Source organism: Candidatus Planktophila limnetica, from assembly GCF_002288365.1.
GTDB classification, from domain to species: Bacteria; Actinomycetota; Actinomycetes; order Nanopelagicales; family Nanopelagicaceae; genus Planktophila; species Planktophila limnetica.
Window position 1 is genome coordinate 1,296,635 of record NZ_CP016782.1, and the last position, 17,200, is coordinate 1,313,834.

Consider the following 17,200-nt stretch of genomic DNA (forward strand, 5'->3'; position numbering starts at 1 on the left):
CTTATTCCCCAGCGCCGACCTAAGATTTGCCCATGACTCTCGCACTTGCAGCCCTGGCTTACGGAATCACTGTTGTTGCCCTGGTTCTTCTAGCCATCCGTGTTCGCCAGCTCATTGCGGTCTATAAGAAGGGTCAGCCAGATCCAACTCGTTCGGGCAATCGTGGTGCGCGTTTAAAGAACATGCTCACTGAAGTACTTGGTCACACAAAGATGCTTAATTTTACTGCCACAGGAATTGCGCACTGGTTTGTGATGATTGGTTTTGGCGCACTCTTTGGAACACTCGTAACCGCATACGGTCAAATTCTTAATCCAGATTTTGCACTTCCGTTCATTGGTCACTTTGCACCATATGAGTTATTCACTGAATTCATTGGTTGGGCAACAGGAATCGGAATTGTCACACTCATTGGTATTCGCCAAGTAACTCGAATTAAAAAGAGTGGACGCACTTCACGTTTCTATGGTTCTGGAAACTGGAAGGCGTATTACGTTGAAGCAACAATTCTGATTATAGTTTTCTGTGTTACCGCGCTGCGCGGATTAGAAGGCGCACTCTCTGAATACACATCTTGGAACTGGCACTTTGCGTTGACATGGCCAATTGCTGAACTCTTTAAATCTATGTCGCTCACACAGCTACACATGTGGGTTGCAATAGTTGCAACAATAAAGATTGTTGTTTCAATGACATGGTTTATCGTTATTGCAACAAATCTCACAATGGGTATCGCATGGCACCGTTTCTTGGCATTTTTTAATATTTATTACAAGCGCAACGCAGATGGTGGTCACTCACTCGGTAACTTGCCTGAATTACTCTCACATGGCAAGCCAGTAGATTTCGAAGATCCAGCAGATGATGATGTATTTGGTCTTGGCACACGTGGTGACATCACGTGGAAGGGTTTGCTGGATATGACCAGCTGCACCGAATGCGGACGTTGCCAATCGCAATGTCCTGCCTGGCACACAGATAAACCGCTCTCACCAAAGCTTTTGATCATGGCGATGCGCGATCACGCATTTGCAAAGACAGTTGAAACAGAGAACATGGTCGGTGAAAACGCCCCTATTTCTCTCGATGTTCTCTGGTCCTGCACAACATGTGGTGCATGCGTAAATGAGTGCCCAGTAGATATCGAACACATCGATCACATCGTTAACATGCGCCGTTTCCAAGTATTAGTTGAATCAGAGTTCCCTTCACAATTAAACGGAACATTTCGTAATCTTGAAACAGCTGGAAATCCTTGGGGATCAAATAAAAATGATCGCGAAGGTTGGATTTCAGAGATGGATTTCCCAATTCGCGTTGTCGAGGGCACGCTGCCTGAAGATGTTGAGTATTTGTTCTGGGTTGGTTGTGCTGGCGCATATGAAGAGCGTGCGAAGAAAACCACTAAGGCTGTTGCAGAGTTGCTGCACATCGCAGGCGTTGAGTTTGCAGTCCTTGGAAAGCGCGAGACTTGCACGGGAGATCCCGCGCGTCGCGCCGGAAACGAATTCTTGTATCAAATCTTGTCAAAGGAAAACATCGACACCTTCACGCAAGTATTTGAAACTCGTAAAGATAAGGGCACAAAGAAAGTTGTTGTTACTTGCCCTCATTGCTTTACAACTATTGGTCGCGATTACGCGCAAAGCGGTTATGAATTACAGGTTGTCCACCACACGCAACTACTCAACCAGCTTGTGCGCGAAGGCCGCTTGATTCCAGTAAACAAATCAGAGAAGTCTTTGACCTATCACGATCCTTGTTATTTAGGCCGTCACAACCAAGTATTTGAAGCACCACGCGAATTGCTCCAAGCAACTGGTGTAACAATTACTGAGATGCCACGTAATCAAGAACGTTCCTTCTGCTGTGGCGCCGGTGGTGGTCGTATGTGGATGGAAGAAAAACTTGGAACTCAAATTAACTTAAACCGCGTTGATGAAGCACTTGCAACTGGCGTTGAAGAAGTCGCTGTTGCCTGTCCGTTCTGTCGCGTGATGGTCACAGATGGTGTTGCAGCGCGTGAGTCACAGGTGCAGGTATTAGATGTTGCGCAAGCGTTATTGCGCGCTGTAAAACCTAACTAAGACAAGCTCTCCATCGCACGAAGAGTTGCAATGCGCTCTTCAATAGGTGGGTGGGATGCAAAGAGTTTAGAAACAGATTTTGCATCCAGTGGTGATTCAATCCAAATATGAGCCACGGCCGTTGATCTCTGCTGCACAACAGTTGAGTCGCGCGCGAGTACTTCTAGAGCCGAACGCAGCCCTGCAGGATTTCGTGTGAAAGAAACTGCTGTGGCATCAGCTAGCGACTCTCGCTTTCGTGAAATTGCAGATTTAAGCAACATTGCTGCAAGGGGCGCCATTATTAAAACAGCTAAAGAAATGACTAAAGCGATTGGATTTGAATTGCTATCGCGATCTCGACGTCCACCGAAGAACATCATGCGCATTAAGAAATCAGACAAGATTGCAATTGCTCCAGCAGTCGACGCTGCAACGGCTGAAACTAAAGTGTCTCTATTTGCCACGTGCGACATCTCGTGGGCAATAACTCCCTGAAGTTGGTCGCGATCCATCGCATCTAAAATTCCTGTTGTAAATGCAATAAGTGCGTGTTCTGGGTTTCGACCAGTAGCAAATGCATTTGGCGCCGGGTCAACCACGATTGCAACCTTTGGCATTGGCAATCCACTGGCAATGACTACTTCGTGAACTAAGTTAAATAACTTTGGATTATCATCTTCAGTAATTAACTTAGCCCCTGTCATTGTCAGCACGAGTCGATCAGATCCGTAGTAAGAGCCCCAGACTGAAACAAGTGAGAGTCCGACTGCGATAGGAACAATAAATGCTGAAGAGCCACCAAAGTAAGTAAGAGCTGCGTAGGCAACAACCCACATGAGCACGCCAAAGAGTGCAAGCAGTGCAAATGTTTTTCGTTTATTCGCAGCTTGTAGACCGCGAAAATTGCCGACTTCAGCCATCGAGATTAGAACTTAACGTTTGGCGCTTGTCGTGATTGTGGATCTTCTACCTCATAGAATTCGCGTTCGCTCACCTTTGCAAAGCCTGCAAAGAAGTTAGTTGGCACTGTTTTCACAGCAGTATTGAGTTCGCGCACGGTGTCGTTATAGAACTGACGAGCAAAGGAAACTTTGTTCTCAGTTGTTGATAATTCATCTTGTAATGACAAAAAGTTTGCAGATGCTTTGAGATCTGGATATGCCTCAGCAACTGCGAGTAATCCACGAAGTGCTTGAGTCAGCATTCCATCTGCTGCTGCAACATCTGTGAAAGATGTGGCAGAAGTTGCTTTTGCACGAGCAGAGACAACCGCGTCAAATGTGCTCTTTTCATGTTCGGCGTAACCCTTAACGGTTTCCACCAAGTTAGGAATCAAATCTGCGCGGCGCTTGAGCTGTACTTCGATCTGCGCAAAGGATTCATCGACTGCGACGTTGAGGCGAATGAGTCGGTTGTATTGAATGACTAGAAAGGTGATGAGTAATGCGATGACGCCTAAAGCAATAATGATTTCCATGGTGATAAAACCTCCTGAGGCCTTGAGTTATTCCCGGCTACTTAATTTTTGAGCGGTGAAAGTTCTTGAAGGAACGACTTGCGGTAGGCCCGCGTTGTCCTTGATAGCGAGATCCATACTTTTCAGATCCGTATGGGTGCTCAGCAGGTGAAGAGAGTTTGATCAAGCAGAGCTGACCGATTTTCATTCCTGGAAATAACTTCACCGGCAGGTTTGCAACATTTGAAAGTTCGAGAGTGATGTGACCAGAAAATCCTGGATCAATAAATCCTGCTGTTGAGTGGGTAAGTAGTCCAAGTCGACCAAGGGATGACTTTCCTTCAAGGCGTCCGGCGATGTCATCTGGCAATGTGATTACTTCATATGTGCTTGCCAATACGAATTCACCTGGGTGCAAAATAAATGGTTCATCGCCTTCGGCAATAACTTCGCGGGTCAGTTCTGCTTGCTCAGTGGAAGGGTCAATAACTGAGTACTTATGGTTTTCAAAGACGCGGAAGAATTTATCCAAGCGAACGTCTACAGATGATGGCTGGATCATCGCTTCTTCGAATGGCTCAACGCCGACTCGGTTGGCAGCTATTTCTGCGCGGATATCGCGATCACTTAAAAGCACGTGCGGACTCTACCAATTGGGGCCCTGGATGAGTTGCAGAAGTTACTGGCGGGTAGCACAATTTGCCCCATGAGCCATTACACAGCCAATCTGCGCGATATTGAATTCTGCCTCTTTGACCTCTTGGGCGCAGAAAAAATTCTGGGTACTTCTGTCTTTTCGGAGCTCGATCGCGAAACAACGATGGGCATGTTAGATGAGATGAAGCGCTTAACTGAAAATGATCTAGCCGCTTCTTTCGTTGATGGCGATCGCATCGGAACGGATTTTAATAAAGCAACTGGTGATGTGAAACTTCCTGAAAGTTTTAAGAAGTCATACAAAGCATACATCGATGGCGAGTGGTGGCGCATTGATACTCCGGTGCCACTCGGCGGAACAAAGATTCCAGCCTCTGTGCGCTGGGCAATTGCTGAAATGGTTTTGGGTTCAAACCCATCCATTCATATCTACGCATCTGGTTATGCCTTCTCACACGTTGCATTTATGTTGGGAACGGAAGAACAAAAGCACTTTGCAAAATTAATGGTTGATCGTCACTGGGGCGCAACAATGCAACTCACCGAACCAGATGCTGGTTCAGATGTTGGTGCTGGTCGCAGCAAGGCTGTTCAACAAAGCGATGGCACATGGCACATCACTGGCACTAAGCGATACATCACTTCAGGCGATGCTGACATCTTCGAAAACATCATGCACTTCACTCTTGCTCGTCGCGAAGGTGGCGGACCAGGAACAAAGGGTTTATCACTCTTTTTAATTCCTAAATTCATGTTTGATCATAAAACCGGTGACCTCGGAAAACGCAATGGTGTTTATGTCACAGGTGTAGAACACAAAATGGGATTAAATGTTTCTGCAACGTGTGAAGTAAATCTTGGAGAAAAAGAACCAGCTGTTGGTTATCTCCTCGGTGATGTGCACGAAGGTATTGCACAGATGTTTAAAGTCATTGAATTTGCTCGAATGATGGTTGGCACAAAGGCAATTGCAACTCTTTCTGCTGGTTACCAACAAGCACTTTCATACGCCAAAACTCGTATTCAGGGTGGCGACATGAAGGTCATGAATGACAAAGCAAGTCCACGTGTATCAATTATTAAGCACCCAGATGTTCGTCGCTCATTGATGGTTCAAAAGTCTTATTCAGAAGGCATGAGAGCCCTTGTTCTCTACACCGCATCCATTCAAGATGAAATCGAATTAGCACGCGAAGCGGGCAACGCAGATCGCTTAAAAGACATGGAAGCACTTAATGATCTTCTATTGCCTGTTGTTAAAGGCTTTGGATCTGAAAAATCATGGACACTTCTTGGCACAGAGTCCCTACAAACATTTGGTGGCGCCGGCTTCACACAAGATTGGCCACTAGAACAATATGTGCGCGATGCAAAGATCGACACCTTGTATGAAGGCACAACTGCTATTCAAGGTCTTGATTTCTTCTTCCGTAAAGTTGTTAAAGATGGTGGACGTGCACTTGGTCTACTCGGTAAAGAAATTGCAGATTACGCCCAAGCAGGCGGTGCACACCCAGAAGAAAAAGCTGCACTGCTCAAAGCAGTTGGCGATCTCAACGGAATCGTTGGCGTACTTGTTGGCCATGCAATGGCGTCACAAGAGAGCCCAATTGAAATTTATAAAGTCGGCCTCAACACATCCCGCTGCCTCATGGCAGTTGGCGACATCATCACTGCATGGCTATTACTTCGCCAAGCAGACATCGCTGCTGAAAAACTTAAGGGTGATGCTGGCAAAGATAAAGACTTCTTCACTGGAAAAATTGCTTCTGCAAAGTTCTTCTGCCTGAACTATTTGCCACACATCACAGCAGATCGCAAGATCGTTGAAGGAACTGATGGCGCAATCATGGAGATTCCAGAAAGCGCTTTCTAACTAATCCGCTAACCTTGCCTGATGTTCACACGTCATAAGGGTGAAGTACTCCTTGTAATAGGTGCAATCGCCTTTGCCTTTAACGGCATCGTCTCCAAGTTACTTTTGCAGGCTGATCTATCTGAATGGCGCTTGGTCCAAGTTCGAACCGGTGGCGCGTTTCTATTTCTCTTTACCTATGTCTTACTAACTAATGCAAAATCCTTGAAGGTAACAAAGAAAGAGCTTCCGCTTCTCATCACATATAGCGTCTTTGGTTTTGCATTAGTTCAATTCGGCTATTTCATCGCAATCTCTCGCATGAATATCTCAATGGCCCTGATCATTGAATTCACAGCCCCAATCTGGATTGTTCTTTGGATCAAATACGTGCGTAAATCATTTGTTCCAAAAGATATGTGGATTGCAATCTCACTCGCATTCATCGGCATGCTCTTGCTTGCACAAGTATGGAAAGGCATGACACTGGACCCTCTTGGTCTGTTTTCAGCTTTTCTCACTGCCTTCGCACTTGCCACATACTTCATTCTCGGTGAGCGCCTCGGCCACTCCCGTCCCACCGCATCTCTTAACACACTCGGTTTCGGTATCGCATCTGCCATCTGGGCAATTGCATTTCCACTCTGGTCATTTCCAACAGAGATATTTACACAAACAATTAACTTAAGTGGACCCCTCGAAAGCTACAACGCACCTGGTTGGACACTAATTCTTTGGGTTGTCCTACTCGGAACAGTTCTTCCTTATCTCTGCGTCCTTGCCGGAATCAAAATACTTTCGGCGTCAACAAGTTCTGTCATCGGAATGCTTGAACCAGTCTTTGCGGGCATATTCGCATGGATTTGGATTAACGAAACCTGGAACGCCATCCAACTAATTGGTGGCGCCACAGTTATTGCAGGTATTTATATTGCAGATAAAACTAGGTCAAAAGTCGCTTAGATTTAAAGATAGCGCCCATAGACTTAGAGAATGAGTTTGCTTTTAATCTCTTTGAGCGTATGCGAATTTGCTCTGGTCGCCGGATTCGCCGTTCGAAAGCTAAAATTGATCCAGGCTGCTCCTTCGCTTGTTTGGTTTGCCTTGATGACGCTCCCTTTTATTTACCAGTTCCAGTTTTTTCCTACTTCCCCAAGAATGTCGCAAAGTATTGGCTTGTTGATAATTTCTACAGCTCTTGCACTTGGAGATTGGTTTTCGATTAAAACTGATAAATCAGATGGAATTCAAGATAAAACTCCGTCTTCACATTCAAGAATAATTCATCTTCTAACATTCTTGGTTATTTTCATACCCGCTTTTCATTATTGGGTAGCGGGCACTATCCCAATTTTAGACCAATATTTTGGTGGAGTGACACCTAATCAGGTTTCGCAAGATCGAGAAGATTTCGTGAAACTACTTGATGTCCCGTATTTACTGAAAGTTCTATTCCATTGGGTTTCAGTAATTTTCGGACCAATTTGTGTTTTGTGGTTTTACTTAATGAAACGAAAATTGGTCGCCGCTCTAATCTTGGTATGGATTGTGTTTTATACGCTGTCCTCAAGTGCTGATGGACCAATTGTCATTTTCTGCTGGGCGCTAGTTTTTGCTGCTGGATTTGCAATGTCTAACCGTTTAAATATAAACAACTATTTAGCTGTTGGGATTTCTTCGGCGTTATTGTTTGTAATTGCCAGTGGTATTTGGTTGGGTGAAACTGCAGTTTCACGTGAAAGTGAGTGTGGTGTAGTCGCAACACAAGGTTTTACTCCTGGTGATGTTATGCGAAGTTGTTCTGCCGAGAATGAAATAATTCTTAATCCTATAGTGAATCGACTTGGTTATAGAGTTTTCTTGACACCCGTAGAAGTTTCCAATCATTGGTATGACTATTTTGATGGTTCTCCTTCTGAAAAAAGAAAATTACTTGATGTATTTGAGAGAGAAAATTCAAAACAAGCCTCCAACAAAGTTGGGGTGTGGGCTTATACCGATAGATTCCCTGCACATTACGGAAAGTCCATCAGCGCAAACGGCTCGATTGATGCAGATGCCTTTTCGCTCGGTGGCAACTTTTTTGTTCTCATGGTCGCATTTATTTTATTTTTTATTCGTATTTTTGTAACTTTTCCAATTCCAGGAGATTCTCGATTAGTGAGAATTCTTCAAGGAATTGGTTTGGGTCAGTTGGCATTCCTTCCAAATTCTGCACCTATGCAGGCAATATTGCTACCGCAAGGATTGGGTTTGATTTTGTTCTTGTTACTTGTTTTGCGAGGTAAAGGTTTATGGACCGCTTTTAAATCAAAAATCAGTTAATTACTCTTCGCTTTGTCTTTGCTGCGTAAAGTCAGTTCCGCTTCCTGGGTTTTGAGCCATATCCACAAAGCGTGCGAAGTGAAGTTGGGCAGCAACGGTAAGTGTTCGAGTTGGTCCGTTACGGTGCTTAGCGATGATCAAATCAGCTTCACCTGATCGGTTTTGTGAGTCATACATATCATCGCGATGCAGAAGAATTACAACGTCAGCGTCCTGTTCGATAGAACCAGATTCGCGAAGGTCAGAGAGCATTGGCTTCTTATCAGAGCGTTGTTCTGGTGAACGGTTGAGCTGTGAAATAGCGATTACTGGGACATCTAACTCTTTCGCCATCAACTTCAAGTGACGTGAGAATTCGGATACTTCTTGCTGACGGTTTTCAACGCGCTTGCCTGATGACATGAGCTGTAAGTAGTCAATAACAATCAGTTTGAGATCGTGGCGTTGCTTCAGGCGACGCGCCTTTGCGCGGATTTCCATCATTGAAAGATTTGGTGAATCATCAATAAATAGCGGTGCATCAGAGATCTCGCCCATACGACGTGCAAGACGTGTCCACTCTTCATCAGATAGTTGTCCGGAGCGGATGTTATTTAAACCAACGCGCGCTTCTGCAGACAACATACGCATTGTGATTTCTGAGCGCGACATTTCCAGAGAGAAGATGACGGATGTTTTGCCATCATGAATTGATGCATGCCGTGCAATATCTAATCCCAGTGTTGATTTACCAACTGCAGGACGCGCCGCAAGGATGATCATGTTGCCTGGGTGTAATCCGTGTGTGAGCTCATCCAGTGATTTAAATCCAGTCATAACACCTTCGATGCCAACACCCTTAGAGATGTTTTCAATCTCATCGAGTGCTTGTGGCAAAAGTGTTGAGAGTTGGACGTAATCTTCTGATGATCTGCGCTCTGTGACTGCATACACTTCTGCTTGCGCTTGGTCTACCGCGTCATCTACTTCGCCTTCAACTGCGTAACCGAGTTGAACAATCTTTGTTCCAGCTTCAACGAGTCTGCGCATAATTGCGTGCTCGCGAACAATCTTTGCGTAGTAACTTGCGTTAGCTGCAGTTGGCACCGATGAAATAAGTGTGTGTAAATATGGCGCACCACCGGCGCGTGCAATGTCACCGCGCTTTGTAAGTTCGGCAGAGACAGTGACCGCATCAGCTGGTTCGCCGCGACCGTAGAGATCAATGATTGCGTCATAAATTAATTCGTGTGCTGGTCTATAGAAATCGCGTTCACGTAAAATTTCAACAACATCTGCGATTGCATCTTTACTTAAGAGCATTCCACCGAGTACAGATTGTTCTGCAATGAGATCTTGCGGTGGTGTGCGTTCAAATGCAGTTGCATCTTCGCGTTGTGTATTTCCGCGGTTAGGTAGTTCTGCGATACTCACAAAGACCACCTTTCCATAGAGCACTGACAGGGCCGTGGCCCATGCTCGAACCGTAGAGATTTACGCTCAGACAAGCGAAAATCGCTGCCTCGCGCTGTGGATGAACCTGTGGGTAAGTAGGTGAATAACCCCGTTTCCCTGTGTAAATACCTGTTGATTAACTGTGGGTAACTTTGGGGATTGCAGCAAACGCGCAGGTCAGAATCGTTTTAGCGTGTGGAGGAAAGTATTTTTAAAGTTCTCAACTATTGAGATTACAAACGAATCTTTGAATTTTCCGGATCAAATAGCGGTTCTGCGCAAATAACTCCAGTTGCCCATGTGCCAAAGAATTCAACATCTACTGATGTGCCAGCTGTTGTGTGCTCCATTGGTAAGTACGCATAACCAATTGCTTTATTAATTGTGTAACCCTGTCCGCCGCTTTTCACGCGACCAACAACGCTGCCGTTAATGCGCACTGGCTCATTGCCCAGCGGAACTTGGCGGATGTCATCAAATGTCATAGCAACAAGTTTTCTTGATTGCTTGGCGGTGTCTAGCGCGTCTTTGCCAATGAACTTTTCTTTTTTCTTCGAAATCGCAAATCCAAGTCCTGCTTCATATGGATTTGTTTCAGTGTTAATTTCCCCAGCCCATGCGCGGTAACCCTTTTCAAGACGAAGCGATTCGATAGCGCGGTAACCACAAGGCATTAATCCTTCACCATCGCCAGCTGCGACCAACGCTTCCCAAACTTTTTTGCCCTCTGCCACGGGTGCATAGATTTCCCATCCAAGTTCGCCAACGTAAGTAAGGCGTGTGGCACGTACCTTTGTGCCAGCAATATTTATTTCGCGTGAGTGCATAAATGGGAAGTTAGCGTGCGAGAGATCGTAATCTGTGGCCTTGCTAAGAATCGTTCTTGCCTTTGGCCCCATCAAGGCAAAGCAAGCGAACTCTTCTGTGACAATTTTAATTGTCACATCGTTAAATCCACCTTCGCGCTTTTGCTTTTCTAGCCAACCAAAGTCATGTGTTGAAAAGGCGGTGCCAGTAATAATGAAGAATTCTGTTTCACCAGTTTGTGTAACTGTGTAATCAGATTCAATTCCACCGCGAGTGTTAAGCGCTTGCGTATAAACAGTGCGGCCAACGCCTTTGACAACATCATTGGCACATACCCAATTCAAAAACTCTGCTGCTTGTTCGCCACTAACGATCGCCTTTGCAAAGCTAGATTCATCAAATAAACCAGCGTTTTCACGCGTTGCGCGGTGCTCTGCTGCAACCGCTGAAGACCAGTGTTTGCCAGCCCATCCGTATGGTTTTAACGAATCATCGCTTTCGTGATTGGCGTAGTAATTAACGCGCTCCCATGAAGACTTTTCTCCAAAGACAGCAGTGTTTGCTGCGTGCCATTCATAAGCTGGTGATTTCTTACCTGGACGCGCACTCTGACGTTCTTCACCTGGGTAGTGAATGTCGTAATACGCCTCGTAGTTTTCACTGATGCGCTTGAGTGTGAAATCAGGTGACTTGTACGAAGCACCAAAGCGTTTGATGTCCATGTGCCAGAGATCCATTGTTGGCTCTCCTGCAACAACCCATTCGGCAACAACTTTTCCGATGCCACCAGCGCCAGCAATTCCGTGTGCACAGAAACCTGCTGCCACAAAGAATCCGCCGACTTCGCTTTCTCCTAAACAGAATTCGTTATCTGGTGTAAATCCTTCTGGTCCATTAATAAAACTCTTAACGCCAATTTCGCTCATCTTTGGAACACGGCGTTGTGAGTTAACTGCAATCTCTTCGAAGCGATCCCAATCTTCACCGAGTAATTGGTTATTAAAATTAGCCGGAATGTCATCAAAGTTTTGATAGTCAGCAGACCACGCCTTTGAATTACGTTCATACCCACCCATTAACAATCCCTGTACTTCTTGGCGGAAATAGATCAACGAATCAGGGTCGCGAAGTGAAGGCAGAAGTGGTGCGTTTGCATCCATGAAGTTATCGGTAATTAAATATTGGTGACTCATCGGAACAATCGGAACGCGCACATCAACCATGCGCGCAATAGATGGTGCATACATGCCACCGCAGTTAACGATTACTTCGCACTCGATAACGCCTTTATCTGTCGTAACAGATTTAACGCGACCTTTTTCTGTTTGAATTGAAAGCACTCGAGTGTGTGTAAATATCTGAACACCTGCGGCGCGCGCACCGGCAGCCATTGCCATCGCAAGTTGTGATGGATCTACTTGCCCATCTGATGCTAAATAAGAAGCACCGAGTACTCCTTCTAGGTCCATCAGTGGAAATAGTTCTTGTGCTTCTTTAGGGCTAATTTCTTTAAGATCTAAATTAAATGTTCGCGCCCAACCGATTTGTCTGCGGATTTCTTCCATGCGCTCTGGAGTTGATGCCAATTTAATACTGCCGCATTCGCGCCAACTTGGGGGAGTATCGGTTTTTTGTAAACGGCGATATAAATCAACTGAGTGCATATTCATCTTGGTAAGAGTTGGATCTGCGCGAAGCTGACCAACTAGACCTGCTGAGTGAAAAGTAGATCCGCTGGTTAATTCATTTCGATCGAGCAAAATGACATCTTTTTCGCCTAATTCGGCCAAGTGAAATGCAACTGAGGTTCCGCCAACTCCGCCGCCGATAATGACAATTTTTGCCCGGCTAGGAAGTGGTGACTTACTCATAGCCTAAATGTATCCTGAACTAATGCCAGGTGCCACAGATCTTGAATCAACCTTTGGCGCGCTGCTGAACCAAGTGCCTTTGGTAAAAAACAGAACATCCGTTGTTGAATTATCGGGTGGTTTAACAAATAGAAACTTAGCTATCGAATCCGATGGCACACAATACGTTGCACGTATTTCTAGTAATTCATCTGACTTGTTAAACATCAATCGTGAAGATGAATACAAGAACACCATCATCGCAGCCGAGGCTGGCATCGGTGCAACGGTTCATGATTACTTGCCGGGCCAAGGACTTTTACTCATTAGTTTTATCAAAGGTAAAACTTTTGGTGCCCAAGATATTGCCAATAATCTGCCGCGAGTAGCGAAGGCTACAAAGACGCTGCATGGCGCAAAACCATTTGTGAGTGATTTCAATATGTTCACTCTGCAAAAGCGTTATCTAGATATTGTGCAATCCAACAAATTTATTTATCCAGATAAGTATTTAGATTACGAAAGCCATGTTGCGGATTTAAAGAAGGCTCTGTCAGTGTTGCCTTCAGAGATAGTGCCGTGCAATAACGATTTGCTGCCAGGTAATTTCATTGATGATGGCGAAAAGGTCTGGCTTATTGATTATGAGTATTCAGGCAATAATGACGCCTGCTTTGATCTTGGAAACATATGGGCAGAAGCATTCTTGGAATACGACGCGTTGGTTGAATTAATTGATGCGTACTACGGCGCACACCGACCAGAAAAGATTGCACGAGCATGGTTGCAATCATTGATGGCAAAGTATGGATGGACTCTGTGGGCTGCGATTCAGGCATCTATTTCAGATATTGATTTTGATTTTCGCGCATGGGGTGGCGAGAAGTTTGATTTAGCCCAAAGCCAATTTACTTCTGATTTATTTAAGAAATCTCTAGTAGCCGCAGCAACAAAGTAAAACGGACCCACCGCAGTTGCGGTGAGCCCGTTTAATTACTCTTAATTAAGCAGAAACAACAGTGATGTCTACGCTTGCACTAACTGCGTGTGCAAGTGAAACCTTCGCTGTGTGCTTTCCGATCTTCTTGATGTGTCCAGTGATCTTGATGCTGTGACGATCAATGTCATTGCCTGTGGCTGACTTGATTGCTGCTGCAACATCTTTATCTGTTACTGAACCAAATAGTCGTCCACCTGTTCCAACTTTGACCTTGATGGTCAGAGGTGCTTTTTCAAGTGCTGACTTAATCTCTTTTGCGTGATCGATATCGCGAACTTCGCGAGCGCGACGTGCACGGCGGATGCCTTCAATCTGCTTCTCGCCGCCTTCTGACCATGCAATTGCGTTTCCGCGTGGCAACAAGTAATTGCGTGCGAAACCATCTTTGACGGTGACAACATCTCCTGCTGCACCAAGCTTTGGAACTTCACGAGTAAGGATTAGTTTCATGAGTCAAATCTCCTTATCGAGCACTTGATGTGTAAGGCAACAGCGCAACTTCACGGCTGTTTTTGACAGCAGTAGCGATTGAGCGTTGGTGTTGTGTACATGCACCAGTTACACGACGAGCACGGATCTTGCCGCGATCAGAGATGTATTTACGCAAAGTAGCAATATCTTTGTAATCGATATATTCAACTTTGTTCTGGCAGAAGCTACATGGCTTCTTCTTAAACTTCTTATTAAGGGCAGCAGCTTTCGCGCCCTTATTCTTTGGCTCTTTTAGAGCTCTGTTATTTCTTGCTCCCATTGTGGTGCTCCTTTTCGGGCCCTTCAGTTATGAAGGAATGGATGGATAGGTGGACTAGTTGTTTAAACCTTTTTAGAAAGGTGGTTCGTCGTTGGTGGTGGTTGCCCATCCGCCGCCGGCTGTTGTTGTAGAGGCTGCAGCCCATGGATCATCTGAGAAAGTTTCAGTAGATGCAGCAGGTGAACCAAATGAACCAGTAGATGCACCACCGGCAGCACGTTGTGTACGTGTCACCTTTGCAGTTGCACTTCGTAGTGATGGACCAACTTCATCAACTTCAACCTCAAAGACGGTGCGCTTTTCACCCTCTTTAGTTTCATACGAACGTTGCTTCAGACGACCGGACAGAATTACGCGCATTCCTTTTGTCAGTGACTCTGCAACATTTTCTGCTGCTTGACGCCAGATCTGACATTGTAAAAAGAGACTCTCGCCATCTTTCCACTCATTGGTTTGCTTATCTAAGTAACGAGGTGTTGAGGCAACACGAAATTTCGCTACGGCCGCACCTGATGGCGTGAAACGTAACTCCGGATCATCGACAAGGTTGCCGATCATTGTGATTGTTGTATCTCCTGCTGCCATTTCTTTTCCTCTTTCTCTACGTATCTACTCTGGGGTCCGTGCTAAACGGATACTCATCAAAGTATCGGATTCCTCCGATAATTTACTCTGGACGAATAACCTTTGTGCGTAAGACTGACTCATTCAAATTAAGTTGGCGATCCAACTCTTTGATGGCAGCTGGCTCGCAGTGCATATCTACGACTGCGTAAATTCCTTCGGCTTTCTTCAAAATCTCAAAAGACATACGGCGGCGGCCCCACACATCGAGCTTGTCGACGCGGCCACCACTTTCTTTGATGATTTTGAGATAAGTCTCAAGGCTTGGTGTGACTGTGCGTTCTTCAAGTTCTGGATCAAGAATGACCATTAATTCATAGTGACGCATGCGTTAACCCGACCTCCTCTGGACTAAGACGGCCACAGTATTTCTGTGACAGGAGGGTTAGTGCTTGTAGTGCTGGCCAAGAGTAACTGCTCGGCGGGTGAAGTAAAAATCACGCTCAGATTTGTGCGTGTAAGCGGACCTACTTCTTCTTAGGGGTCTGCACGCCGCCAGAAGTCATCACAATCGGTTCAAGACCGCCGACATTAGATGGTGCTGGAAAATCCATTACTGGTTCGCCTTTGAGTGCGCCCTTCATAAACGCTGTCCAAATACGCGCAGGAAAAGATCCACCGGTAACAGATGTCAGTCCGCCAATGCCGTTCAGCGTTTGTGTTGCATCATCTCTAAAGAATGAAACAGATGCTGCAAGTTGCGGTGTGTAACCACTAAACCACGCTGACGCATTTGATTGTGATGTTCCAGTCTTACCAGCTGCTGGTCTTCCAAGTGCAAGCGCTGCAGCACCTGTTCCACCATTAACAACTGATTTAAGTGCGTATGTTAAATCTGCCATTACTTCTTTAGAGAAAACTTCTTCTGTCTGCGCTCTGCCTTCATAGAGCACGCCTTTATTAGAACCTAGAACGCTCGTTACTAAATAAGGTTTTGATTTAATTCCTTGCGCTGCAAAGGTGGCATAAGCATTAGCAACATCTATCACGTGTGGACTGGCAGGCCCAAGGGCCACAGATGGCGTTGGCATCATTGCAACTGTCTCTGGAATACCAGCGCGACGTGCTGCGCTGACAACATTGTCTAATCCTGCTTTTTGTCCCAGTGGAACATAGACAGTATTAATTGAGTGCTTTGTTGCAAATAATAAATCTACTTGTCCCCAACCTTCGTTGCCATAATTTCCAACTTCATATGGCTTTCCTAAATCATCAAATATTTGTGGTGAATCACCATTCCACATTGATGTCAGCGGAATACCCGCTTCTAGCGCTGCAACTAGAGCAAAAGATTTAAAAGTAGAGCCTGCTAGCGCAATTGCTTGGGTGGCATCGTTGAGTTGTCGCTTCAAGTAGTCAGCCCCGCCATACATAGCCACAACTTCACCTGTGCCGGGGCGAATTGCAACGAGTGCTATATGTAGATTTTCTGGCACTTTAGTTGGCGTTAATTTGTTGATTGCATCGACAGCTGCTGTCTGAGCCTTTTGATCAATCGTTGTTTTAATAACTAAGCCACCGACTAGTAATTGCTCTTCAGTAAATCCCAACGATTTCAACTCTTTTGAAACTGCTTCAATGATGTGACCCTTTGGACCGCTTAAGGACCCTGATGTCACACGTGGTGCAATGGTGGGGAATTTTAACTTCGCAGCATCTTCTTCGCTTAGCCATTCTGCTTCGATCATTCCTTTTACTACGTAATCAAAACGATTGGTCAATCGCTCTTCATTCTCTTTTGAATAAGAAGGGTCATAAAAACCAGGGGAGCGCAAAATACACGAAATAACGATTGCCTGAGCATTGGTGAGTTGATCCACGTTGCGGTTGAAGTACTGCTGGGCAGCTGTCTGCACGCCATATGAACCGCGGCCAAAGTAAATGGTGTTCAGGTAACTCTCAAAGATCTGATCTTTAGATAGCTGGTTCTCTAGTTTTATTGCAATGACCAACTCTTTGATCTTGCGTTGAATTGTGCGCTCAGGAGATAAGAATGCAGTCTTTGCATATTGCTGCGTAATTGTTGAACCACCCTGAAGGGATCCACCACGTAAATTATTTATAACCGCGCGCGCAATACCGGTGATGCTAAATGCACGGTTTGAATAGAAGCTGCGATCTTCGGCTGCCAAGACAGCGTGGCGAACATTCATAGGAATTTTTGCAAGTGGAACAATCTGTCGGTTTTCAGATCCTATGCGACCAATTTCTTCACCATTTGAATATTGAATAATTGTTGATTGGCTATTAACGAAAGCATTTGGATCTGGAACTGAGACAGTGAAATAGGCAAAGGCAAATAGGGTCGCACCCGCGATAAAGCCAAAGCCGGCTAGGAAAATCGCTGATCTAATAAAGAATTTGCGCACGGC

General features: G+C 45.4%; 15 protein-coding genes. 5 read left to right on the forward strand and 10 right to left on the reverse strand.

What is annotated here, in order from left to right; all coding sequences use genetic code 11:
* The first annotated feature begins 32 nt into the window (after positions 1-32).
* A complete protein-coding gene (locus tag PHILAsVB114_RS06770) occupies positions 33-2,087 on the forward strand; it encodes a (Fe-S)-binding protein (protein ID WP_095698600.1) in 2,055 nt (684 codons plus the stop codon).
* Here PHILAsVB114_RS06770 and PHILAsVB114_RS06775 read toward each other — a convergent pair.
* From PHILAsVB114_RS06775 to dcd, 3 genes are read right to left on the reverse strand one after another with little or no spacing between them, the layout of a single operon-like run.
* Positions 2,084-2,989: a M48 family metalloprotease gene (locus tag PHILAsVB114_RS06775; protein ID WP_095698601.1), complete on the reverse strand. Its 906-nt coding sequence runs from the start codon at positions 2,987-2,989 to the stop codon at positions 2,084-2,086. The two genes, PHILAsVB114_RS06770 and PHILAsVB114_RS06775, sit on opposite strands and share 4 nt — an antisense overlap.
* Positions 2,990-2,994: 5 nt before the next feature.
* Positions 2,995-3,546: a LemA family protein gene (locus PHILAsVB114_RS06780; protein ID WP_095698602.1), complete on the reverse strand. Its 552-nt coding sequence runs from the start codon at positions 3,544-3,546 to the stop codon at positions 2,995-2,997.
* A gap of 37 nt (positions 3,547-3,583) precedes the next feature.
* Positions 3,584-4,162: a dCTP deaminase gene (dcd, locus tag PHILAsVB114_RS06785; protein WP_095698603.1), complete on the reverse strand. Its 579-nt coding sequence runs from the start codon at positions 4,160-4,162 to the stop codon at positions 3,584-3,586.
* A 69-nt stretch (positions 4,163-4,231) separates the two neighbouring features.
* Here dcd and PHILAsVB114_RS06790 point away from each other — a divergent pair, with 69 nt between their 5' ends.
* Genes PHILAsVB114_RS06790 through PHILAsVB114_RS06800 form a run of 3 tightly spaced genes read left to right on the forward strand, consistent with a single transcriptional unit; the run spans position 4,232 to position 8,362 of the window.
* Positions 4,232-6,058 (forward strand): acyl-CoA dehydrogenase, encoded by a 1,827-nt coding sequence (locus tag PHILAsVB114_RS06790; protein ID WP_095698604.1) that lies wholly within the window; start codon positions 4,232-4,234, stop codon positions 6,056-6,058.
* Between the two features lie 21 nt (positions 6,059-6,079).
* Positions 6,080-7,000: an EamA family transporter gene (locus tag PHILAsVB114_RS06795; RefSeq protein WP_095698605.1), complete on the forward strand. Its 921-nt coding sequence runs from the start codon at positions 6,080-6,082 to the stop codon at positions 6,998-7,000.
* Positions 7,001-7,030: 30 nt separating this feature from the next.
* Positions 7,031-8,362 (forward strand): hypothetical protein, encoded by a 1,332-nt coding sequence (locus PHILAsVB114_RS06800; protein ID WP_095698606.1) that lies wholly within the window; start codon positions 7,031-7,033, stop codon positions 8,360-8,362.
* On the opposite strand, the gene dnaB is transcribed toward PHILAsVB114_RS06800, so the two are convergent.
* Together dnaB and PHILAsVB114_RS06810 are read right to left on the reverse strand one after the other, a co-directional pair.
* On the reverse strand, positions 8,363-9,775 hold the full coding sequence (gene dnaB, locus PHILAsVB114_RS06805) for a replicative DNA helicase (RefSeq protein ID WP_095698607.1): 1,413 nt from the start codon (positions 9,773-9,775) through the stop codon (positions 8,363-8,365).
* Positions 9,776-10,029: 254 nt separating this feature from the next.
* A complete protein-coding gene (locus PHILAsVB114_RS06810) occupies positions 10,030-12,474 on the reverse strand; it encodes a GcvT family protein (protein WP_095698608.1) in 2,445 nt (814 codons plus the stop codon).
* A gap of 22 nt (positions 12,475-12,496) precedes the next feature.
* On the opposite strand from PHILAsVB114_RS06810, the gene PHILAsVB114_RS06815 reads away from it, so the two are divergent.
* Positions 12,497-13,411, forward strand: a complete 915-nt coding sequence (locus PHILAsVB114_RS06815; RefSeq protein ID WP_204246797.1) for a choline kinase family protein — start codon at positions 12,497-12,499, stop codon at positions 13,409-13,411.
* Positions 13,412-13,456: 45 nt separating this feature from the next.
* Here PHILAsVB114_RS06815 and rplI read toward each other — a convergent pair whose 3' ends face one another.
* The 5 genes from rplI to PHILAsVB114_RS06840 form a co-directional block, all read right to left on the reverse strand.
* The gene (gene rplI, locus PHILAsVB114_RS06820; protein ID WP_095698610.1) at positions 13,457-13,903 is read right to left on the reverse strand and encodes a 50S ribosomal protein L9; all 447 of its coding nucleotides are present in this window, start codon (positions 13,901-13,903) and stop codon (positions 13,457-13,459) included.
* Positions 13,904-13,916: 13 nt separating this feature from the next.
* Positions 13,917-14,204: a 30S ribosomal protein S18 gene (gene rpsR, locus PHILAsVB114_RS06825; RefSeq protein ID WP_095698611.1), complete on the reverse strand. Its 288-nt coding sequence runs from the start codon at positions 14,202-14,204 to the stop codon at positions 13,917-13,919.
* Positions 14,205-14,276: 72 nt separating this feature from the next.
* Positions 14,277-14,789, reverse strand: a complete 513-nt coding sequence (locus tag PHILAsVB114_RS06830) for a single-stranded DNA-binding protein (protein ID WP_095698612.1) — start codon at positions 14,787-14,789, stop codon at positions 14,277-14,279.
* 82 nt (positions 14,790-14,871) lie between these two features.
* Positions 14,872-15,156: a 30S ribosomal protein S6 gene (rpsF, locus tag PHILAsVB114_RS06835; RefSeq protein WP_095698613.1), complete on the reverse strand. Its 285-nt coding sequence runs from the start codon at positions 15,154-15,156 to the stop codon at positions 14,872-14,874.
* 139 nt (positions 15,157-15,295) lie between these two features.
* Positions 15,296-17,197 (reverse strand): transglycosylase domain-containing protein, encoded by a 1,902-nt coding sequence (locus tag PHILAsVB114_RS06840; protein WP_095698614.1) that lies wholly within the window; start codon positions 17,195-17,197, stop codon positions 15,296-15,298.
* Positions 17,198-17,200: the final 3 nt, after the last annotated feature.

Coding starts and splice junctions, on each gene's coding strand:
- PHILAsVB114_RS06800 (WP_095698606.1), top strand. CDS start 7,031: ATGAGTTTGCTTTTAATCTCTTTGAGCGTATGCGAATTTGCTCTGGTC.
- PHILAsVB114_RS06770 (WP_095698600.1), top strand. CDS start 33: ATGACTCTCGCACTTGCAGCCCTGGCTTACGGAATCACTGTTGTTGCC.
- PHILAsVB114_RS06775 (WP_095698601.1), bottom strand. CDS start 2,989: ATGGCTGAAGTCGGCAATTTTCGCGGTCTACAAGCTGCGAATAAACGA.
- rpsF (WP_095698613.1), bottom strand. CDS start 15,156: ATGCGTCACTATGAATTAATGGTCATTCTTGATCCAGAACTTGAAGAA.
- PHILAsVB114_RS06790 (WP_095698604.1), top strand. CDS start 4,232: ATGAGCCATTACACAGCCAATCTGCGCGATATTGAATTCTGCCTCTTT.
- rpsR (WP_095698611.1), bottom strand. CDS start 14,204: ATGGGAGCAAGAAATAACAGAGCTCTAAAAGAGCCAAAGAATAAGGGC.
- PHILAsVB114_RS06795 (WP_095698605.1), top strand. CDS start 6,080: ATGTTCACACGTCATAAGGGTGAAGTACTCCTTGTAATAGGTGCAATC.
- PHILAsVB114_RS06830 (WP_095698612.1), bottom strand. CDS start 14,789: ATGGCAGCAGGAGATACAACAATCACAATGATCGGCAACCTTGTCGAT.
- PHILAsVB114_RS06810 (WP_095698608.1), bottom strand. CDS start 12,474: ATGAGTAAGTCACCACTTCCTAGCCGGGCAAAAATTGTCATTATCGGC.
- PHILAsVB114_RS06780 (WP_095698602.1), bottom strand. CDS start 3,546: ATGGAAATCATTATTGCTTTAGGCGTCATCGCATTACTCATCACCTTT.
- PHILAsVB114_RS06815 (WP_204246797.1), top strand. CDS start 12,497: ATGCCAGGTGCCACAGATCTTGAATCAACCTTTGGCGCGCTGCTGAAC.
- rplI (WP_095698610.1), bottom strand. CDS start 13,903: ATGAAACTAATCCTTACTCGTGAAGTTCCAAAGCTTGGTGCAGCAGGA.